This is a genomic window from Hymenobacter elongatus, assembly GCF_004745955.1.
GTDB classification, from domain to species: domain Bacteria; phylum Bacteroidota; class Bacteroidia; order Cytophagales; family Hymenobacteraceae; genus Hymenobacter; species Hymenobacter elongatus.
Window position 1 is genome coordinate 51,936 of the sequence record NZ_SRLD01000028.1, and the last position, 19,476, is coordinate 71,411.

Below are 19,476 nucleotides of genomic sequence, written 5' to 3' on the forward strand. Positions count from 1 at the left end.
CCAAAGAAAGCCGCTTCAGTTGCTGAAGTGGCTTTCTTTTTAGGCGGTACGCTTGCGTTGCCAGCCTATGGAAACCCAACCTTACCCTGTTACGTCGTCTTCAGTCGCTCCCAATTGGCGCCCTGGGGTAGCCATCGGCTTTAAACCTGTCGGGCGGCTCACAGTTATTACGGGGTAGCCGTTAAATAAAAAATGCAGGCCACCTGCTTATTGTCCAACATCTACGGGTTAATTTTGAACTCTACTTCAGCCGCCTTCGGGCAGTGCAATTCTCTCCCACCCAAGCCTATTACCGATGGATTTTCAGCTCACCGAAGAACAACTCGCCGTCCAGTCTGCTGCCCGCGACTTTGCGCAGACCGAACTCTGGGCCGGCGTTATTGAGCGCGACGAACACCAGAAATTTCCCGCTGAGCAAATCAAGAAGATGGGCGAACTGGGCTTCATGGGCATGATGGTGAGCCCCGAATACGGCGGCGGCGGCATGGATACCGTGTCGTATGTGCTGGCAATGGAAGAAATTTCCAAGGTCGATGCTTCCTGCTCCGTTATCATGTCGGTAAACAACTCGCTGGTATGCTGGGGCTTGGAGCAATATGGCACGGAAGAGCAGAAGCGTAAGTATTTGCCCCGGTTGTGCTCCGGCGAAATCATTGGGGCCTTCTGTCTATCGGAGCCCGAGGCGGGTTCCGATGCGACGATGCAGCGCACTACGGCCGAGGATAAAGGCGACCATTACCTGCTGAACGGCACCAAAAACTGGATTACCAACGGCAGCTCGGCCTCCGTGTACTTGGTAGTAGCCCAAACCAACCCTGAGTTGAAGCACCGCGGCATCAACGTGCTGATCGTGGAGAAGGACATGCCTGGCTTCGTGGTGGGCCTGAAAGAGAATAAGCTCGGCATCCGTGGCTCCGACACCCACTCGCTGATGTTCACCGACGTGAAGGTGCCCAAGGAAAACCGCATCGGTGACGACGGCTTCGGGTTCAAATTCGCCATGCAGGTGCTGGCGGGTGGCCGCATTGGTATTGCTGCCCAGGCGCTGGGTATTGCTTCCGGTGCTTTTGAGTTGTCGCTCAAATACTCGAAAGAGCGCAAGGCCTTTGGCGTGGAAATCTCCAAGCACCAGGCCATTCAGTTCAAGCTGGCCGACATGGCTACCACTATCGACGCTGCCCGTCTGCTGTGCCTGCAAGCGGCCCACGACAAGGACGCGCACAATGACTACGCCAAGTCGGGAGCCATGGCCAAGCTGTTCGCTTCTAAAACTGCTATGGACACGGCCGTTGAAGCCGTACAGATCCACGGAGGCTATGGTTTTGTGAAAGAGTTTCACGTGGAGCGCATGATGCGCGACGCCAAAATCACCCAAATTTATGAGGGTACTTCCGAGATTCAGAAAATTGTAATCTCTCGTGAATTGCTCAAGTAAAACTGGAATTGCCTAAAAGTCAGAATCATTGCATTAAACCCAGCCATAATTTGGCTGGGTTTTTCGTTTTTGTGAATTTTTATATGTTATTTTGCATTGTCTAAATCCAGGCCGTCTATTGGCCGGTTTTATCCCGGTACCCCAACCACCCCCTAGAATATGGAAGATTACAATAAAGTGATAGAGTCGCTTGGTGTACGATACATTAAAGCGAAAAATCTGGTTCTGCAGCAGCCCTTTACCGTTCGGAATTACTACGACGTTGGCAACAACCTGATTCTGCTGCACAAGGGCCGCGTTGCCTTCGGCGAAGAAGAACAAGTAGTGGAGGAAGGCGAAATGCTCTTCATTCCCGGCGGGCGGGCTACGAAGGTTAGCTACGGCGAAGCGGCCGGTAAGATTATCACCAACGATGACCTGATTAGCAACAAGGACAAGTTCTTCCACTCCAATGCCGATCTTGACTTGATTGGCGATGCTGAGGAAAGCCATAGCTTCGTAAGCTTCGAAGCCAAGGTGTTCGACTCCGTTAACTTCTTCGCGTCGCTGGATGTGCCGGCCTTCCTGATTACCGGCAACTCCAAGCTGGCTAATCTGGTGATTAAGGTGGTGGAAGAGAGCATGCAGGAACTGCCCGGCCGCGAGCGTCTCATCACTATCTACACCGAGAACATCGTGGTGGAGATTGTACGCTACATTCTCAAGAACAAGATGTTTGTGGAGCAGCTGGCTACCAACAGCACCTACTTCAAAGATCCGCGCCTCATCGATCTGTTCAACTACATCAAGGAGAACATCGGCGGCGACTTGTCCAACAAGGTGCTGTCGAGCGTGGCCAACGTGAGCGAAGACTACGTGGGCCAGTACTTCAAGATGCTGACCGGCATCAATCCCCAGGATTACATTGAGTACCAGCGCATGGAGCGGGCCGTGTTCCTGCTGCGTACCACCAAGAAAAGCATCCGCGACATTGGTAAGGAAGTGGGCTACAAAGACACCGCGTACTTCTGCCGCCGCTTCAAGATGATGTTCGGTATTCCGGCCGGTAAGATGCGCCGCCGTGAGTCGGCTATGAATATCTAATCGGTTTCATCCAAACCAAAAAGCCCGGCATCAAGCAATTGATGCCGGGCTTTTTGGTTGCTGCCCTGTAGGGAGCAATGATAAGAACTGGCTGTGGCCCGCTATATCTTCATATCCAGCACGGAGTTGAAAGTGCGTACCACTTTCGACATCTCGGCCAGAAAGTCGGGAGCCTTTTCTATCTGATTGCCGATTACGATGACGTCGGCTCCAGCAACGAGGGCCGTATGTGCTTTTTCAGCGGTATTGATGCCGCCACCCACTATCAGAGGTGTATCGGTAGCTTGGCGCACCGCCCGGATCATAGCGGCCGAAACCGGATACATGGCGCCACTGCCGCCATCGAGATACATCAGGCGCAAACCCAATTGCTCACCGGCCATAGCCGTGCAGGCCGCAATAGTGGGCTTGTCGTAGGGTAGGGGAGTAGTGCCACTCATGTAGCTGGCCGTAGTCTGCCGTCCCGTGTCGACGAGCATGTAGCCAGTTGGCAATATCTGCAGATTGCTGGCCCGCAACAGCGGAGCGGCCACCACATGCTGCCCAATAAGAAAATCGGGGTTGCGGCCCGAAATGAGGGATAAAAGCAGAATGCCATCTGCCTGCACATCGAGATGCAGACTGTGACTGGGGAAAAGCAGCACCGGGACGGCGCTGCAACTCTTTATCAAACGAATGAGCGACGCCTGGTGAGAAGTCATCACCAGGCTGCCGCCCACAAAAAAGTAGTCAATTGGGTTTACTTCACTCAGCTCCAGCAAATGCCGGCACCCCGCTTCGTCCAGGTGGTCCGGGTCGAGCAGTACGGCCAGAGACTTCTGGCCCCGGGCGCGGCGCTTGCTAAGAGTTTCATGCAGGCTGGTGAGGCGCATCCGCTTCGTCGTGGTGATACGTAAAGTCGATATCCTTCGTCTCGGGCTCATGAGCCGCCGAACCCGGGGAAGTCGCAAGGTCGGGATTTTTGATCATAGGTAGATAGTCCCCTACTCTTTTGGCTACGTAAGCCATCAAAACCGCTGTCACCTGCGCTAGAAGCATCTTGCCGGTATCGGATTGCATGAAGCTCTTGAAGGCAGAAGCCATCAGGTTAGCCGCTTCCGAAGAAGGAGCAGCCTGCTGATACGGCTGCATTGCATACCGTCGCTGCGCTGGTGCTACCGGCGAAAAAGGGTCCGTCTCCGAATCGGTGTGGTATACGTCCGGCGCTAAGTGGGCGCGCTCGTGCATAGGGGCCATGGCGCCCCGGTCGGCTTGGTGCGGGTGGGCAGAGCCAAATCCTAAGTCATCGGCTACCGAAGTATCGACATCGGCACGGCGGCTGTTAGCAACACGGTTTTTTTTGCGGGAAGAGGCTACCTGCTCGTGCAAGCCAAGTTCCTCCATGCCTTCATCGAAATCGGAGTGCTTCTTGCTGCCGAAAGCCTTCTTGATAAGCCAAATGCTGCCCAACAGGCCGGCACCTATTAGGGCATACTTACCCACTTGCTGGGTTTTCTCCTTTATTTCATCAACATCTCCTTGCAGTGCCCGCTCATATTCGAGCTTTTGGCGCTCCAGAAACTCTCTTTCGTCGTCGAACAGTGGGTTGGTCAGCTCAGCCATGAGGTAGATTATGCTTGACGTTTGTCAGATTTGTAGATGGTGTTGTTCAGGAGCTTGTCAGCCAAACCCTGGAACAGCTTTTTGTCGACGCCCACCAGGAAAATGATGAGCAGCACCAGGTAAAACCCTGCTACGGCCCCAAATCCCAGGTAAGAGCTGTCGAAAGCCTCATTTAAGGCTAGGCCGGCAAAGATGCTCAGGAAAACCAGAAACAGTAGCCCGATCAGGCCCATAGCGGCCCCGTGCACCGTGCCCACGAAAGCCAGCTTGACTTTCTCCTGTACTTCGAGGCGCACCAAGTCGATGCGGGTGTCGAGGTAGCCTTTAAGATTGCCTACCAAGCTGTCGTTGCGGGGCGTTTTAGAATCGTCGTCGTCGTAAGCCATACGGCGGGGAGAAGAATAGCGAGAAAAGATGTTAGTAAGGTCGAACCCGTAAATCTAGCTCACAAGCCAGTTTACGGTTTGTCCGTTCATACGCAAAAGCGCAGTCTGTGTCTGAGATTTGCGTTACTTTTACTATATACTGCCGCGCTTTGAGCCAAAATCATTATCAGGTATTAGGGGTGTCGACCACTGCTGATGCGCAGGAAATAAAGCTGGCTTACAAGCGGTTGGCTATTCAGTTTCACCCCGATAAGCACGGCGGCGACACCCGGTTCGAAGAGCAATTTAAAGCCGTTAGCGCGGCCTATCGGGTGCTGGGCGACGCTAATCGGCGGGCCGCTTACGATCAGCAATTGCGGGCTGCTGATGCCCGCGCCGCCGAAGCACGCCGTCAGCAGCAGTTTCGGGCCCAGGGGCAGTATGTGTACGGGGTTCCGATGCCCCCACCGGTGCCCCTGCGTACCCGTCGCCCCGCTGGCTCCGCTGAGCGCCACTACCGAACCATTCCGAAGCAGCGCCCCAAGTTTACCCGCCGCGACTATCTGCTGACGGTAGCGTTCCTAGTATTGTTGACGCTGTTTGTGGGGGCCGTGAAAGTGACCATGGACCATGTGACGGCCGTGAGCAACTACGAGTATGGACTACGGGCCTATTCGCGCCGGCAGTGGAGCACGGCCCATGGCTTTTTCTCGGAGGCCCTACACTTTAAGGCCCGCTACAAGGAGGCCCTGCGCCGTCGCGCCGAAATTGAGCAGCTCTTCTACCGCAACTATAAAGCCGCCCGAGCCGACTATGCGCTAGCACTGCAAGCAGATAATTCGCGCCAGGAAGCGGCCGTATTGCTATACCGACTGGGGCAATGCCAAGCGAATCTGGCTCAGAGAGACTCCGCTGAACTCCACTTGACCCAGGCCTTGACCCTGGATTCTACATTGAGCGCGGCGTGGCTGGCGCGCGGCGAGTTACGGCTATTCGAGCTCCAGCACTTCAGCGCGGCCGTTGGCGACCTCTCCACCGGCCTGCGTCAGCGCGACACGACGGGCCGGTCATTATCTCTGAAATACCTAACCTACCGCGGGCTTGCTTTCTACAAGCAGCGAAATTTCGGTGCTGCCCGGCAGGATTACCGGCGGGTACTGCTTCGGAACCCCAGAAACGGGCAGGTGCATTTTCTGCTGGGGCGGCTGGCGCAGCAGGAAGGCAATAAGGCTGCAGCCTGCGAATTTTTCCGGCGGGCCGTGCAGCTTGGGTATCGCTATGGGCAGGAAGCGCGGGAGCAGGCATGTCGGTAGGCGGCTGTGCTCAGCCAGGACAGACGGGGAATTTTGGAAAAGTCAGAGCAACCGCCTGAAATTCTGGAGCAGAACCTGGAGTAAGGGCCGTGTGTCGTAAGAATATATTTTTGTGCGGTACCAACTTTGAGTAGCGTACTGGCGGCAGATCAAGCACATACGCTGCAGACGGACTAGCTGATTTTTACCCTATAGCGTACCCCAAAACAACAAAAAAGCCCGTTTCTGTATCAGAAACGGGCTTTTAGTGGTAATGATTGGAATCGAACCAACGACACCAGCATTTTCAGTGCTGTGCTCTACCAACTGAGCTACATTACCAGCTCTTGGTCCCCCAAAGCCATTGTAGCGGTTGGGGAGCACAAAAGTAGTAAACCAAAACGAACCTGCAAGACTTAAGTAGAAAATCTTTCTGCGGAAAAATCCGTAATTTGTTATGCATAACGACTATATTTCGGACTGAACACCAAACCTACTTCTTCCTGTGCATTTCTCTATTCAAAACCTCCTCTTCTTGCTCGTTGCCGTGGCAGGCTTCGGCCTGTTTGCGTGGCAGGCGCGCAAGATTCGGGCTAACATCCTCGTCGGGCGCGACCGGGATATGTCGGGCAACGTGAGCGAGCGGTTGAGCAAGACGCTTCTGGTGGCTTTCGGGCAACAGAAGATGTTCAAGCGCCTCACGCCCGCTTTTCTGCACCTCATCGTGTATGTTGGCTTCATTGTCATCAATGTCGAGGTAATCGAGATTATGATTGACGGCCTGTTTGGCACGCACCGGGTGCTGAGCTTTTTGGGGCCGCTCTACAGCTTGCTGGTCGGGGCCAATGAAATATTAGGGGCGCTGGTGATTGTGGCCGTCGTTGCCTTCTGGTGGCGGCGCAACGTGGGCGTGGTGCGGCGCTTCACCGGCCCCGAGCTGCGCATGTGGCCCAAGCTCGACGCCAACATCATTCTGTATGTAGAAGTAATTCTGATGGTGGCTCTGTATACCATGAACTCTGCCGACTTGAAGCTGCATCAGCTGGAAGGGGTGGAGCTACCGGGCGCGTACCCGATCAGCTCGTTGCTGACCGGGCTGTTGCCGGCCAATGTGGCGGTGCTGCACGGCCTGGAGCGGCTGGGCTGGTGGGCGCACATCGTGGGCATTCTGCTGTTCCTGAATTATTTGCCCAGCAGCAAGCACTTTCATATTATCATGGCGTTTCCGAACGTGTATTATTCACGGCTGGTGCCTCAAGGGCAGTTTTCGAACGTTGATAGTATTACGCATGAGGTGAAGGCCATGATGGACCCCAGCTACCAGGTGCCGCCCCCGGCTACCAACCCCGATGGCTCGGTCGCCGCGCCTACGCCGTTTGGGGCCAAAGATGTGGATGACCTGGCCTGGACCACTCTGCTGAACTCCTATTCCTGCACCGAGTGTGGCCGTTGCACTGCGGTATGCCCCGCCAACATCACCGGGAAGCTGCTTTCGCCCCGCAAGATTATCATGGACACCCGCGACCGGGTGGAGGAGAAGTACAATGCCCCGCTGATTTTTCAGCCCAACCTGTACGGAACGGAGGCCAAGCACGCGGAAACCGAGGTGCTGAGCAAAGAAAACCATACTCTGCTGCGCGGCTACGTGACGCCCGAGGAGCTGTGGGCCTGCACCACTTGCAACGCCTGCGTGGAGGCTTGCCCGGTAAATATCAACCCGCTGGAAAGCATTATTGAAATGCGCCGCTTCCTGGTGCTGGAAGAATCGGCCGCGCCAAATTCCCTGAATGTGATGTTTTCCAACATCGAGAACAACGGGGCCCCGTGGGCCTTCTCGCCTTCCGACCGCTTCAACTGGGCCGACGAATTATTCGTGGCTGAGAAAGCCTAGCGGTTTCCTTTTCAACTGACAACGCAAAACTATATGGCTGAGCAAACTGCCACGCGCCAGATTACAGTGCCACTAATGGCTGACCTGGCCGCCAAGGGCGAAGAGCCCGAAATCTTGTTCTGGGTAGGCTGCGCTGGCGCTTTCGACGACCGGTACAAGCGCGTAACGCGGGCTTTCGTCCGCATTCTGGAGCATGTGGGCGTGAAGTACGCCGTGCTGGGCATGGAAGAAACCTGCACTGGCGACCCGGCGAAGCGGGCCGGCAACGAGTTCCTGTTTCAGATGCAGGCCATGCAGAACATTACCACGTTTGAGGGCTACGGGGTGAAGAAAATCGTGACGGCCTGCCCGCACTGCTTCAATACCATCAAGAACGAATACCCCGCGCTGGGTGGTAACTACGAGGTAATTCACCACAGTACTTTCCTGCAGCAGCTCATCAACGAAGGCCGCGTGGGCATGGCGGGTGGCGGCGAGTTCAAAGGCCAGCGCATCACGTTTCACGACTCCTGCTACCTGGGCCGCTCCAACAACATCTACGAAGCTCCGCGTGACGTACTGGCCGCCTTGGATGCCGACTTGGTTGAAATGAAGCGCAGCAAAGCCAACGGCCTGTGCTGCGGGGCGGGTGGCGCGCAGATGTGGAAAGAGCCTGAGCCCGGCAAAAAGGACATCAACGTGGAGCGCACGGAGGAAGCGCTGGCTGCCTTGGATGGCAACGCCGCCGCGCTGGCCAGCCTGAACGGGGTGGAAAGCGGCAACGCCGGAGCCACTCCCGCGCCGCGCAACGGACAGCAGAGCAGCATCATTGCCGTGTCGTGCCCCTTCTGCATGACGATGATGAGCGACGGGGTGAAGAACAAAGAGCGCGAAAACAACGTGCAGGTATTCGATATTGCCGAGCTTATTGCCACAGCGGAAGGGTTAGGCTAGGTTTCAGCCTACAACTATAAGAGGTCAGCCGAGGGTTGGCCTTGCTCACCCAAATACTACTGCCCCGGCGGAACTTCCGACCGGGGCAGTTTATGTTTGCGGATAGGAGCGGCTTCCCTGCTAGTATTGCCAAGCTGCGGTTTGGCAGACACCAATTCCTGGGAAATCTCGTTTTCACTCTTTCGCCCCAACCTCTCGTTTATGTTCGTTGCTTTCTCACAGCTTCCGCCCACGGCCCGCATCTGGATTTATCAGGCCAATCGGCCTTTCACCAACGCTGAAGTGGCCCTAACGGAGCCGGAGTTGCAGCGCTTCGCGGCCGAGTGGACGAGCCACGGCCGCAATCTGGAGGCGTCGGCGGCTATTCTGCACCAGCAATTTTTGGTTATTGGCCTCAACGAAGCGGTAGCTGATGCCAGTGGCTGCTCGATTGATGCTTCCGTGCGGTTTGTGCGGCTGGTGGAGGAAAAGCTGGGAGTGGAGCTGCTGGAAAAATCCCAGCTGGCGTTTCTGGTTGCGGGGCAGGTACAGCTGGTTGACCGGCGGCAACTGCGACAGGCCGTGGCCGAAGGGCAGCTGACGGCAGAAACCCCGTATTTTGATACGACGGTGGCCGAAAACGGCAAGCTGCAGCACGCGTGGCCGGCCCCGGCGGCAACTACCTGGCTAGCCCGGTATTTCTAACCATGGACTGGTGCTCTTGGCGCCGAGCAGAATACTAGGTAAACTTAGTATTATTGCTAGGCTTATAGTTGACATAACGCAGCGTCTGCGACTCGTTTCACTCTACCTCCCTACATCCATGAGGAAATTATTGTTTGTGTGCGCCGCGGCAGGCTCGGCTGCTATGCTGAGCAGCTGTGCTACGACGGGCAGCATGAGCAAAGCCGACAAGCGTTTTGCCCGGGGCGAGTATGAAACCGCAATCGAGCTATATAAGGCGGATGTTGCCAAAGGCAAGGGCATCGCTATGGCTAACTTCCGCGTAGCGGAGTCGTACCGGCTTTCCAACCGGATTGAGCAGGCCGAAGCGTACTATAGAGCGGCCCTCGACGGGGGAGTGAAAAGCCCGGATGCGGCTTTCTACCACGGCTTGGCTCTGAAAGCCAATGGCAAGTTTGACGAGGCTGCCACGCAGTTTGAGGCCTACACTCAGAATGGCACGAACCGCACCCTGGCGGCCCGCGCCGAAACGGAAGCCAAAAACTCCCGCCTCGGCACGCAACTCGTGGCCATGCGAACCAACAACGAGGTGACGCCGCTGGACCAGATCAATACGCCTTCGGCCGAGTTTAGTGCTACGCTGATGCCCACGACCAAGGAGCTGGTGTTTGCGTCGGGGCGGGAGGGGAAGAAGTACGCCGGCAACGGGGAAGGCTTCAATGACCTGTACGCCATCAAATTTGATGATGCAGCGAAGATGATCGGGGGCACGGTGCGCAAGCTCGAAGCTACTTTCAACACCGAGGACATGCACGAGGCCAGCGCTACCTACTCGCCCGATGGCAAGATGGTGGTGTTTGCCCGCTCCAACAACGGCTCGAAAAAAGGCTACCTGAGCGTTGATCTGTGGACGTCATTCTTCAAGAACGGTGTTTGGGAAGAGCCTCGCCTGATTAATATTAATGACCGGAGCAGCGACGATTTTTCGCCGGTATTCTCGCCCGATGGGCAAACCCTGTATTTCGCTTCGGGCCGCAAAGGCGGCTCCGGCGGCAACGACCTCTACAAGGCTACGCTGGGCGCTAACGGCCGCTTTACGCCAGCCGAAAACCTAGGGCCGGACATCAATACGGCTGGTAATGAGAACTTCCCGGCCGTGGCCCCCGATGGCACGCTGTATTTCTCGTCCGATGGGCATCCCGGCTTGGGCAAGCTGGATATTTTTATGGTGGAGAAAGGCAGGGTGAAAAACCTGGCCGCGCCCATCAATAGCAACAGTGACGACTTCGCCCCGTTTTTTACGGGCAAAGATATGGGCGTTTTTGCCTCCAACCGCTCCGGTGGCAAAGGCAGCGACGACCTGTACATGTTCCGCAAAAAGCTGCTCAAACTGGTCACTTTCTATGCCGACGGGACGCTGGTGGAGCGCAACGACAAGACCGGTGAAACCCTGCCGGTAGCAAACGAAACAGTAGCCTTGTTCGACAGCCGAGGCAAGCAGCTGCAGGAGGTTACGTCGGGAGCCGATGGTAAATTCACCGTGAAGCTCGACTCGGCGGCGGCCAGCTACTCACTCGTTGCCGACCGGGCCGGCTACTTTGCAGCTCGCAACGGTATCAGCACTATTGGGCGCAAGCCGACGCAGGCTGAACTGCCCGAGGAGATGAACGACATCAAGGTGCCGGTGACGCTCACGCTGACCAAAATCGTGAAAAACAAGGCCATCGTGGTCGATAATATCTTCTACGATTACGACAAAGCCAATATTCGGGCTGACGCTGCTACCGAGCTCGACAAGCTGGTGGAGACGCTCAATGACAACCCCAAAATTACGATTGAGCTAAGCTCGCACACCGACTCCCGTGGTAAGGATGCCTACAACCAGACGTTGTCGCAGAAGCGGGCGCAGTCGGCCGTCGATTACATCATTTCGAAGGGTGTTGACAAGAGCCGGATTGTTGCCAAAGGTTACGGCGAAACCCGGCCCGTACTGAAAGCCGCGAAGACGGAAGAAGACTACCAGCGCAACCGCCGCACCGAATTTAAAGTGACTAAAATAGCGGAGTAGCCGCCCCGCGCTTTGTATCTGCGAAAGACCCCGTACAGGCTTGTGCGGGGTCTTTTTTTGCCATTTGGTACTGATAAGTACAGTGCCTCTGCCGCCGAAATGGCGCGCCAACAACCTGGCAAGCCAAGTAGTTCCGGAACTGGCATAATCCTTGGCTTTAGGCAAAGTACGGAAGCGGATGGGCCGCTTCGCTGAAAGCTCTTGTTGCCATGAAAAAGGCGCTACTCTTCTCCCTCAGCCTGCTCCTGTTGCTGGCTGCCGACCTCAAGGCCGCTCCGGCCAACGTGAATTTCACTTCGGAGCGAGGTATTCCCTTTCAACTTGTCTTCGACGGTCGGGCGCTCACCCGGGGCGGTGCCCGCCAAGTGCATATCGACCGGCTGGTACCAGGCTACCACTGGGCCGAATTCTTTATTCCGACGCGTTATGGCCGGCCCGTTGCCTATCGCACCCGGGTGTATCTGGATTCGGGGCTGGAAACGAGCTATGTGCTGGTAACCCGCCAGGGCTACCCGCCCGTGCTCCGCAAAGTAGGGGCAGTGTCGCTACGCGGCAACTACCGGGGCGGCCGCAACCCCGGTGGTGGGTATGACCCCAACTGTGATGACGAAGGCGGGCTAAACGACGACTATTACGACGATTCTTACGGTAGCAACAACAGTGGCAACCAAGGGAACGATAACGGAACCAGGGATAATGGGGGCTATGCTAATGGGTCGGATACCCCGGATGAATCGTACCCGCCCAGCCGTGGCGGGCAGTATTCGGGGGGCGCAGTTAGCTACCGTGTGCTGGCCCCTCAGGATGTAGACGTGCTCGTAAGCAGCGTAAAAGGCAAGTCGTTTGACAGCAGCCGGCTTAGTATCGCCAAGCAGGCGCTAGACCAGTCGAGCATCCGGGCCGATGATTTGAAGCGTCTGCTGGAAACGCTCGACTTTGAAAACTCCCGGGTAGAGCTGGCCAAATACGCCTACCCGCACGTAGCCGATCAGCAGAACTTCTACCGCGTGTACGACGCCTTCCAATTCGACTCCAACGTTCGGGAAATACAGGAAGCCACGAAGCGCTAGGGATGTTGATTCCATTGGCACAAAAAAAGCCTCTGCGAGTAGCAGAGGCTTTTTTTGTGCCAATGGAATACGGCTTACCGCAGGCGGTCCATAGAGCGCACTAGCTGCTCGTCGCGCCGGATGAAGCGGTTGGCCAGCACATTGAGGAGCAAGGCCAGCGTAGGCAGGTAGAACCCGGCCTCGTAGGTGCCGGGTATCTTGATGTTCAGCATTTTTTCTCCCACTCCCGAATAATAGAAGCTCGCGCCGAGCGTGGCCACAATCAGCACCAGGTTCAGCATGCCTAGCTTGAGCTGCAGGAAACGGTTGCGATACTGGAGCATTTCGAAGATGGCTACGGCCGCTGCGGCCAGGGCCAGCGCCGCAATGGCGTAGGTGTTGGTCGGGACTGATATGCCTGCGTCGGCGTTGGCGTAGGTCAGCTTGGTAGCCGTGAGTACCAGCTCCTGGCCGCTGGCGGGGTCGAGCTTACTCCAGATGGGCAAAAACACGACGCTCAGCATGGCCAAGGCCAGCAGCAGCAGAAATACGCTTTGAATTCTTTGTATCATCTTTGTAGGTATGAAACTCTGGCCAGCGCCCAACCGGGTGCTTGGCGGGCAAAAGTAGCCACAACGACCGGAATAACCGCATTTCAATACAATGCCAACTGCTTACATCGTGGACGCCGTCCGCACCCCGATTGCCAAATTTGCCGGTGCCCTCAGCAGCGTACGTCCCGACGACCTGGCCGCGCACGTGCTGCGCGAGCTGTTACGCCGCAATCCTTCGGTGGATAAAGCGGCGGTAGAAGATGTGATTATGGGCGCCGCCAACCAGGCCGGCGAAGACAACCGCAATGTGGCCCGCATGGCGGCCCTGTTGGCGGGCCTGCCCATCACGGTGCCGGGCATGACCGTAAACCGCCTCTGCGCTTCAGGGTTGCAGAGCATCATGGACGCGTCGCGCGCCATTCGGAGCGGGGAGGGAGATATATACCTAGCCGGTGGAGCCGAGAGCATGACCCGCGCGCCCTTCGTGATGGCGAAGTCGGAAACGGCTTTTGGCCGGGAGCTAACGGCCCACGACACCACGCTGGGCTGGCGCTTCATCAATCAGAAGCTCTCGAAGATGCACCACCCGTTTGCCATGGGCGAAACGGCCGAAATCGTGGCCCGTAAGTATGGCATCACGCGGCAGGAGCAGGATGAGTTTGCCTTCAACTCGCAGCGCAAATATCAGCGGGCATTCGAAAAAGGCCGCTTCCGCCGCGAAATCGTGCCGGTATTCGTGCCCAGCCCCAAAGGCGACACGGCGCTGTTCGACACGGATGAGCCGCCGCGGTTGTCGTCGATGGAAAAGCTGGCTGGCATTCGGCCGGCCTTTCAGCCCGTGGATGGAACCGTGACGGCCGGCAACTCGGCTGGTATCAACGATGGCGCGGCCGCCGTGCTGGTCGTGAGCGAAGAGGCCCTGAAGCGCTACAACCTGAAGCCCCTGGCCCGGGTCGTGTCGTCGGCAGTAGCGGGCGTCGATCCGTCGGTGATGGGTATTGGTCCCGTGCCGGCCACGCATAAAGTATTGCAGCGCGCTGGCCTCACCATCAACGACCTGGATTTAATTGAGCTGAATGAAGCCTTCGCCGCCCAGAGCATTGCCTGCCTGCGCGACCTGGAGCTGGACCCCGAAAAGGTGAACGTGAACGGCGGCTCCATTGCCATTGGCCACCCACTGGGAGCCAGCGGCGCGCGCATCACGGCCACGCTGCTGCACGAGATGCAGCGCCGCGAAAATGCCCGCTACGGCCTCGTGACGATGTGCGTGGGAGTAGGCCAGGGCGCAGCCATGATTTTCGAGAAACTCTAACCCGTACCCCGGCAAGCTGATGGCTTCTACGCTTTTGCGCCCGACGCTTGCGCTGCCCATCGCCAACGCGCGGCTGCGCCCCTGGCACTTGCACGACGCGCCAGTGCTGGCCGAAACCGCCAACGACCGGGGAATCTGGCAGAACCTGCGCGACATATTTCCGCACCCCTACCGGCTGGAAGATGCCTACTGGTACCTCGGACTCGTCACGGACCCGGACTCGACGGATCTTCACGTAGCCATTGAGGTGCAGGGGGAGGCCGTGGGGGCGCTTAGCGTGTTGTTTAAGGACGACATCAACCGCCGAAGTGCCGAAATCGGGTATTGGCTGGGCCGGCAGTACTGGGGACGCGGCATTGCAACGGCCGCCGTGCGGGTGCTGACGGAGTACGCGTTTGTGCACTTCGATGTGTGCCGGCTGTACGCGGAGATATTCGCCCGCAACGAGGCTTCGGCCCAGGTGTTGGCCAAAGCCGGCTACCAGCTGGAAGGCCGGCTGCACAAGAGCATTATAAAAGAAGGTGTCGTACAGGATGCCTTGCTCTATGCGCAGGTGCGCTGAGGCGCTCAGCTCGGTAGCATTTCTAACCGGTAGTGTGGGCGGGGCTCACGTTAATCTTCAGTCGAAAACCAGTGCGTTATTTTCTCCATCTCGCTTACGAAGGCACCCAGTACCACGGCTGGCAGGTGCAGCCTAACACCCTCACGGTGCAGCTGGAGCTGGAGCGCTGCCTGACGCAGGTGCTGCGCCAGCCCATCCATGTAATGGGCAGCGGCCGCACCGACAGCGGCGTGCATGCCAGCCACCAGGTGGCGCATTTCGACGCCGAGCTGGGCGAGGGCCCGGATGAGGCGACAGTGGTGTACCGCCTGAACCGGGCCTTGCCCAAGGATATTGCCACCCGGCTGCTGCACGCCGTGCCCGAGCGTGCCCACGCCCGCTTCGACGCGGAAGCCCGCACCTACGAGTACCATGTGCGCCTGGTGCCCGACCCATTCAGCGTAAACCACAGCCTGTATCTGGACCGGATGCCTGATGTGGCGGCGATGAACGAAGCGGCGGCCTGCATGCTTGGCTCATTCGACTTTACCAGTTTTTCGAAGGTGAAAGGCGGCGAAAATCATTATGTGTGCGTGTGCTACGAGGCGGGCTGGCACCATACGCCCGGTGGGCTCATGTTCCGCATTCGGTCCAACCGATTCGTGCGCGGCATGGTGCGGCTGGTGGTTGGCACGCTGCTGCTGGTGGGGCGGGGCAAGCTTACACCCGCCGAGTTCAAAGCCATTTTGCTGGCGCAAAGCCGGGTCGATGCCGGTGGCGCGGCCCCGGCGCAGGGCTTGTTTCTGAGCCGGGTTGAGTATCCGCTGGGGCTGGTGCCCGAGGCGGCGGTGCCCGTCGGAATGCCGTATTTTGTGACTCGGTAAGGTCCCCGGTTATTGCGGTGGTGCCGCAACCTTCCGGTGGTCGGCCTGGTTAGTGCAGTTCGCCGCTTCCTCTTCTCAACTCCTGCTCCTAGTGGAACAAGCTCCCACCGCTACCAAAACCGGCAATATCTTCGACTGGCAGGTGCTGCGCCGCCTGATGGCCTACGTGCGGCCCTACAAGCGGGTCTTTTACTTTCTGATCTTCCTGACCGTAGCCACGGCGGCGCTCGGCACGCTCCGGCCCTTCCTGATTCAGCGCATGGTCGATGTCAGCATCGAACAGGGCGACGTGCTGGGGCTCAACAAGATGTTTGGGCTACTGCTGCTGCTGCTCGTGGGACACGCGCTGGTCAGCTACCTCCAGACGTATTTCGGGGGCTGGCTGGGCCAGTATATCGTGCGCGATATTCGGGTGGACCTCTACAAGCACATTCTGGACCTGCGGCTCAAGTTTTTCGACCGCACGCCGATCGGGGTGCTCGTGACACGCAACATCTCCGACGTGGAGACGCTTTCCGACGTGTTCAGCGAGGGGCTGGCGGCCATGATTGGCGACATTCTGCAGCTGCTCTTCATCATGGGCTTCATGTTCTACATCGATTGGCGTCTGACGCTGATTAGCCTCTCCGTAATTCCGCCGCTGCTGTTTAGTACCTACGTTTTTAAGGAGAAGGTAAAAGCCTCGTTCCAGGAGGTGCGCACGGCGGTGGCCAACCTGAACTCCTTCGTGCAGGAGCACCTGACGGGCATGAACGTGGTGCAGATTTTCAGCAACGAAGACCGGGAATACCGCAAGTTCAAAGCCATCAACCAGGAGCATACCCGCGCCAACATTCGCTCGGTGCTCTACTATTCTGTCTATTTCCCGGTGGCCGAAGTGCTGGCTGCCGTGGGCGTGGGGCTGCTGGTGTGGTACGCGGCCCAGGGCCAGATTGAGGGCACGATTTCGAAGGGCGCCCTGATTGCCTTTATCATGTACAACGCGTTGTTCTTCCGGCCCATTCGCCAGATTGCCGACCGCTTCAACACGCTGCAGCTGGGCCTCGTAAGCACCGAGCGGCTGCTGAAGCTGCTCGACAGCAAAGAACTCATTGCCGACAACGGAACCTATGCCCCGGCCACCATTCAAGGCGACGTCACTTTCGACAAGGTCTGGTTTGCCTACAACGACGAGGAATACGTGCTGCGCGAGGTCAGCTTCGCGGTGAAAGCCGGACAAACCGTGGCGTTCGTGGGAGCTACCGGCGCGGGCAAAACCAGCATTATCAACCTGCTGAGCCGCTTCTACGAAATTAACAAGGGCACGATTGCCGTCGATGGCCACGACTTGCGCGAGTACGACCTCAAGGAGCTGCGCCGGCACATCGGGGTTGTGCTGCAGGATGTGTTTCTCTTCGCCGGCACCATTCAGGACAATATCACGCTTGGCAACAAGGATATTACTGAGGCTCAGATATGGGCCGCCGCCGACCTGGTAGGGGCCCGGCGCTTTATCGAGCGGTTGCCGGGGGCGCTGCACTACCCCGTCATGGAGCGTGGTGCCACGCTGTCGGTGGGCCAGCGCCAGCTGATTTCCTTCGTGCGGGCCATGGTCTACCAGCCCCGCATCATCATCCTGGACGAAGCTACATCGTCGGTGGATAGTGAAACGGAGGAGCTGATTCAGCAGGCCATTGAAAAGCTGATGCAGGGCCGCACTTCCCTCGTTATTGCTCACCGCCTGAGCACCATCCAGAAAGCCGACCGCATCATCGTGCTCGACCGGGGCGAAATCAAGGAATCCGGGACCCACGAGGAGCTGCTGCGCCACGGCGGCTTCTACGCCCAGCTCTACCAGATGCAGTACAAAGACGCACTGAATACTCCCGCCGAATAACCCTTATTATGACTCGCTGGCTGTTTTTGCTGATTCTCGTTCTCACCGTGGGGGCCGCCATTGTGTATGGCTACCTCGGCGGCTTCACACAACCTACCGTTGCCATTATTACCACCAAGGCTCCTGTTTTTCTGGCGGGCAAAGCTTTCCGAGGCTCCGTGCGCGACGAGGCATTCGGCCCTATGTTCCGGCAGGTGAAGGAGGCCAAAGACAACGGCCAGCTGCGCGGCGACTTGGCCAATATCTATTACAACAACCCCGAAAAAGCCCGCGACACGGTGCAGGCTTTCGTGGGGCTGGTAGTAGCCGATACGGTGTCGCAGCAGCTACCGGCGGGCTACCGCTACCGCACCTTCGCGGCCGGGCAGCGGGTGATTCAGGCGCGCACTACGGCCAGTTACCTGGTAGCCCCCAACAAGCTCTATCCGGCCATAGCCGACGCCGCCCAGCAGCAAAAGCTGCAGCTGCAACAGGTATACCTGGAGCGGTTTCCCGAGCAGGGCGAATCGGAGGTGTTGGCAGCGGTGAAATAGCCGGATTTGATACCAGAAAACCCCGCTCAGCAAGCTGAATGGGGTTTTCTGGTAGTGGCTAGATATGTGGAGCGTTTAGCGGCCTACGTAGAATGCCGCCCCAATCGACAGCGCGTTGAGCGAAAAACTGGCTCCGAAGCCAGAGTCTTTCCGCTCGCTGGTCATGACCTGCGAGAAAGGGCGACTATCCTTCAGCTCGGTCGTAGAGCTGCCGTAGCCCAAGTTGCCCACCGACACTTCCAAGCCCAACTTATCGGTGGGGAAGAAGACGAAGCCCGGCGTAAAGCTGGCGTAATAGCCCTTGCTCTTCTGCTCGGAGTGGAGGGCAAACGGAGTTTCGGTCGTCGATTCCCCTTCGGAGCGGGAATAGCCTGCCATAAGCTGGCCGTAGAAGCCTGCCTTGTCGCCTAGCATTTTATAATAGCGCACGAATGGCCCAATCTGGTATCCGGTGGATGTTGACTCGGTGTTGTAGGCCGACTGGTTAGGAACAGCGGCGCTGGTATACTTCGACTTGCTACGGGAAAAGTCGAGCTGCAGGCCAACAGCCAGGTTATCGGCAAGGAAATAGCCGACGCGTGGTGCCAGCGAATAACTGGAGCTCTTCGTTTCCTGAGCCGATGTAGAGAAGCTGCTCGTGTTCTTGGTGGTGCCGCTCGCAAATCCGAAGCTGCCGCCGAGTAGTACCGTTCCGGCGGTAGTTTGGGCATGGGTCGTGAGGGCAGTGCCGCCAAGAAGGGCGGCAGCGCAAATAAATTTTTTCATGAAGTGGGAAAGGGAGATAAGGAATAGGTAGCAATCAACGCATGGGCCAGCGCCTGTCTAGAATAGGCGAGCCACTGCTGAGCTGCCGGATAAACGGAGGCAAAATAGAATATCGGGCATAGCGCATGAAAAAAGTTGCGTATGCGCTGGCACAGAGGTGTTTTGCTGAGTCTATAGCAGAAGGAGGGGTGGCAGGAATTGGCAGCATGCGGATCTGCTACCTCTGTGGCCCGAACGAGCCGCGTCGGAAGTTGCGCTGCCTACAGCACGAGCGACGGCAAAAAAGCCAAGGGACAAAAAAAGCCTCTCGACCAAAGTCGAGAGGCTTTCCGAACAGCAACCTGTTCTGTCGGAGTGGCAGGATTCGAACCTACGACCTCCAGCACCCCATGCTGGCGCGATACCAGGCTACGCTACACCCCGAGGAATCGAGTCACAAAGGTAAGGTAGAAATGACGTGACAAGCAATACATAGGTGGATATTTTTGTCGAAACCAGTGCCGGTGTAGGCTTCCCCTCGAAGTAGGCCAGTGAGAAGTAGAGGAAAGGGGTATATTTTCTCACCCTTTCCCTACTGCCCCATGAAAAGGAGCCGCTTTAGTGAAGCGCAAATCATTGGCATCCTGCGCC

The 19,476-nt window shown here is 57.4% G+C and carries 18 protein-coding genes and 2 tRNA genes; 13 read left to right on the forward strand and 7 right to left on the reverse strand.

Going from position 1 to position 19,476, the window contains the following annotated elements:
- Positions 1-295 precede the first annotated feature (295 nt).
- Together E5J99_RS14255 and E5J99_RS14260 are read left to right on the forward strand one after the other, a co-directional pair.
- On the forward strand, positions 296-1,435 hold the full coding sequence (locus E5J99_RS14255) for an acyl-CoA dehydrogenase (protein WP_135498488.1): 1,140 nt from the start codon (positions 296-298) through the stop codon (positions 1,433-1,435).
- 159 nt (positions 1,436-1,594) lie between these two features.
- The gene (locus E5J99_RS14260; RefSeq protein ID WP_135498489.1) at positions 1,595-2,518 is read left to right on the forward strand and encodes a helix-turn-helix domain-containing protein; all 924 of its coding nucleotides are present in this window, start codon (positions 1,595-1,597) and stop codon (positions 2,516-2,518) included.
- A gap of 101 nt (positions 2,519-2,619) precedes the next feature.
- Here the strand turns inward: E5J99_RS14260 and E5J99_RS14265 are convergent, their stop codons facing one another.
- From E5J99_RS14265 to E5J99_RS14275, 3 genes are read right to left on the reverse strand one after another with little or no spacing between them, the layout of a single operon-like run.
- Positions 2,620-3,390, reverse strand: a complete 771-nt coding sequence (locus E5J99_RS14265) for a geranylgeranylglyceryl/heptaprenylglyceryl phosphate synthase (protein WP_135498490.1) — start codon at positions 3,388-3,390, stop codon at positions 2,620-2,622.
- Positions 3,368-4,120 carry a hypothetical protein gene (locus tag E5J99_RS14270; RefSeq protein ID WP_135498491.1) on the reverse strand — a complete coding sequence of 251 codons (753 nt, stop codon included), beginning with the start codon at positions 4,118-4,120 and terminating at the stop codon, positions 3,368-3,370. The genes E5J99_RS14265 and E5J99_RS14270 overlap by 23 nt, the downstream gene beginning before the upstream one ends.
- An 8-nt stretch (positions 4,121-4,128) precedes the next feature.
- Positions 4,129-4,506, reverse strand: coding sequence for a phage holin family protein (locus tag E5J99_RS14275; RefSeq protein WP_135498492.1), 378 nt, complete (start codon positions 4,504-4,506; stop codon positions 4,129-4,131).
- Between the two features lie 149 nt (positions 4,507-4,655).
- Here E5J99_RS14275 and E5J99_RS14280 point away from each other — a divergent pair, with 149 nt between their 5' ends.
- A complete protein-coding gene (locus tag E5J99_RS14280) occupies positions 4,656-5,798 on the forward strand; it encodes a DnaJ domain-containing protein (protein WP_167852142.1) in 1,143 nt (380 codons plus the stop codon).
- A gap of 248 nt (positions 5,799-6,046) precedes the next feature.
- On the opposite strand, the gene E5J99_RS14285 is transcribed toward E5J99_RS14280, so the two are convergent.
- Positions 6,047-6,119: transfer RNA gene (locus E5J99_RS14285), tRNA-Phe, on the reverse strand.
- Between the two features lie 193 nt (positions 6,120-6,312).
- Here E5J99_RS14285 and E5J99_RS14290 point away from each other — a divergent pair.
- The 5 genes from E5J99_RS14290 to E5J99_RS14310 all read left to right on the forward strand — a co-directional run bounded on the left by E5J99_RS14290 (position 6,313) and on the right by E5J99_RS14310 (position 12,402).
- The gene (locus E5J99_RS14290; protein ID WP_245318990.1) at positions 6,313-7,668 is read left to right on the forward strand and encodes a 4Fe-4S dicluster domain-containing protein; all 1,356 of its coding nucleotides are present in this window, start codon (positions 6,313-6,315) and stop codon (positions 7,666-7,668) included.
- A 75-nt stretch (positions 7,669-7,743) separates the two neighbouring features.
- Complete coding sequence (locus E5J99_RS14295; RefSeq protein WP_135498507.1) at positions 7,744-8,601, forward strand: (Fe-S)-binding protein; 858 nt, start codon at positions 7,744-7,746, stop codon at positions 8,599-8,601.
- Positions 8,602-8,802: 201 nt separating this feature from the next.
- Positions 8,803-9,285: a hypothetical protein gene (locus tag E5J99_RS14300; protein ID WP_135498495.1), complete on the forward strand. Its 483-nt coding sequence runs from the start codon at positions 8,803-8,805 to the stop codon at positions 9,283-9,285.
- Positions 9,286-9,403: 118 nt separating this feature from the next.
- The gene (locus tag E5J99_RS14305; RefSeq protein ID WP_245318993.1) at positions 9,404-11,332 is read left to right on the forward strand and encodes an OmpA family protein; all 1,929 of its coding nucleotides are present in this window, start codon (positions 9,404-9,406) and stop codon (positions 11,330-11,332) included.
- A 209-nt stretch (positions 11,333-11,541) separates the two neighbouring features.
- A complete protein-coding gene (locus tag E5J99_RS14310; protein ID WP_135498496.1) occupies positions 11,542-12,402 on the forward strand; it encodes a DUF4476 domain-containing protein in 861 nt (286 codons plus the stop codon).
- 74 nt (positions 12,403-12,476) lie between these two features.
- On the opposite strand, the gene E5J99_RS14315 is transcribed toward E5J99_RS14310, so the two are convergent.
- Positions 12,477-12,953, reverse strand: a complete 477-nt coding sequence (locus E5J99_RS14315) for a DUF4293 domain-containing protein (protein WP_135498497.1) — start codon at positions 12,951-12,953, stop codon at positions 12,477-12,479.
- Positions 12,954-13,044: 91 nt separating this feature from the next.
- Here E5J99_RS14315 and E5J99_RS14320 point away from each other — a divergent pair, with 91 nt between their 5' ends.
- The 5 genes from E5J99_RS14320 to E5J99_RS14340 all read left to right on the forward strand — a co-directional run bounded on the left by E5J99_RS14320 (position 13,045) and on the right by E5J99_RS14340 (position 18,081).
- A complete protein-coding gene (locus E5J99_RS14320; RefSeq protein WP_135498498.1) occupies positions 13,045-14,247 on the forward strand; it encodes a thiolase family protein in 1,203 nt (400 codons plus the stop codon).
- Positions 14,248-14,266: 19 nt separating this feature from the next.
- Positions 14,267-14,809: a GNAT family N-acetyltransferase gene (locus tag E5J99_RS14325; RefSeq protein ID WP_135498499.1), complete on the forward strand. Its 543-nt coding sequence runs from the start codon at positions 14,267-14,269 to the stop codon at positions 14,807-14,809.
- A 71-nt stretch (positions 14,810-14,880) separates the two neighbouring features.
- Positions 14,881-15,672, forward strand: coding sequence for a tRNA pseudouridine(38-40) synthase TruA (gene truA, locus E5J99_RS14330; RefSeq protein WP_135498500.1), 792 nt, complete (start codon positions 14,881-14,883; stop codon positions 15,670-15,672).
- A 157-nt stretch (positions 15,673-15,829) separates the two neighbouring features.
- A complete protein-coding gene (locus E5J99_RS14335) occupies positions 15,830-17,548 on the forward strand; it encodes an ABC transporter ATP-binding protein (protein ID WP_135498509.1) in 1,719 nt (572 codons plus the stop codon).
- 8 nt (positions 17,549-17,556) lie between these two features.
- Entirely contained in the window at positions 17,557-18,081 is a 525-nt protein-coding gene (locus E5J99_RS14340; protein ID WP_135498501.1) for a GyrI-like domain-containing protein, read from the forward strand.
- 75 nt (positions 18,082-18,156) lie between these two features.
- Here E5J99_RS14340 and E5J99_RS14345 read toward each other — a convergent pair whose 3' ends face one another.
- Positions 18,157-18,846, reverse strand: a complete 690-nt coding sequence (locus E5J99_RS14345) for an autotransporter outer membrane beta-barrel domain-containing protein (protein ID WP_135498502.1) — start codon at positions 18,844-18,846, stop codon at positions 18,157-18,159.
- Between the two features lie 349 nt (positions 18,847-19,195).
- Positions 19,196-19,269: transfer RNA gene (locus E5J99_RS14350), tRNA-Pro, on the reverse strand.
- Between the last annotated feature and the right edge of the window lie 207 nt (positions 19,270-19,476).

Bases quoted from the DNA above. Each gene is read 5' to 3' on its own strand.
- E5J99_RS14335 (WP_135498509.1), top strand. From the start codon at position 15,830: ATGGCCTACGTGCGGCCCTACAAGCGGGTCTTTTACTTTCTGATCTTC.
- E5J99_RS14320 (WP_135498498.1), top strand. From the start codon at position 13,045: ATGCCAACTGCTTACATCGTGGACGCCGTCCGCACCCCGATTGCCAAA.
- E5J99_RS14315 (WP_135498497.1), bottom strand. From the start codon at position 12,953: ATGATACAAAGAATTCAAAGCGTATTTCTGCTGCTGCTGGCCTTGGCC.
- E5J99_RS14325 (WP_135498499.1), top strand. From the start codon at position 14,267: ATGGCTTCTACGCTTTTGCGCCCGACGCTTGCGCTGCCCATCGCCAAC.
- E5J99_RS14265 (WP_135498490.1), bottom strand. From the start codon at position 3,390: ATGCGCCTCACCAGCCTGCATGAAACTCTTAGCAAGCGCCGCGCCCGG.
- E5J99_RS14300 (WP_135498495.1), top strand. From the start codon at position 8,803: ATGTTCGTTGCTTTCTCACAGCTTCCGCCCACGGCCCGCATCTGGATT.
- E5J99_RS14345 (WP_135498502.1), bottom strand. From the start codon at position 18,846: ATGAAAAAATTTATTTGCGCTGCCGCCCTTCTTGGCGGCACTGCCCTC.
- E5J99_RS14255 (WP_135498488.1), top strand. From the start codon at position 296: ATGGATTTTCAGCTCACCGAAGAACAACTCGCCGTCCAGTCTGCTGCC.
- E5J99_RS14260 (WP_135498489.1), top strand. From the start codon at position 1,595: ATGGAAGATTACAATAAAGTGATAGAGTCGCTTGGTGTACGATACATT.
- E5J99_RS14340 (WP_135498501.1), top strand. From the start codon at position 17,557: ATGACTCGCTGGCTGTTTTTGCTGATTCTCGTTCTCACCGTGGGGGCC.
- E5J99_RS14275 (WP_135498492.1), bottom strand. From the start codon at position 4,506: ATGGCTTACGACGACGACGATTCTAAAACGCCCCGCAACGACAGCTTG.
- E5J99_RS14310 (WP_135498496.1), top strand. From the start codon at position 11,542: ATGAAAAAGGCGCTACTCTTCTCCCTCAGCCTGCTCCTGTTGCTGGCT.
- E5J99_RS14295 (WP_135498507.1), top strand. From the start codon at position 7,744: ATGGCTGACCTGGCCGCCAAGGGCGAAGAGCCCGAAATCTTGTTCTGG.
- E5J99_RS14270 (WP_135498491.1), bottom strand. From the start codon at position 4,120: ATGGCTGAGCTGACCAACCCACTGTTCGACGACGAAAGAGAGTTTCTG.
- E5J99_RS14305 (WP_245318993.1), top strand. From the start codon at position 9,404: ATGAGGAAATTATTGTTTGTGTGCGCCGCGGCAGGCTCGGCTGCTATG.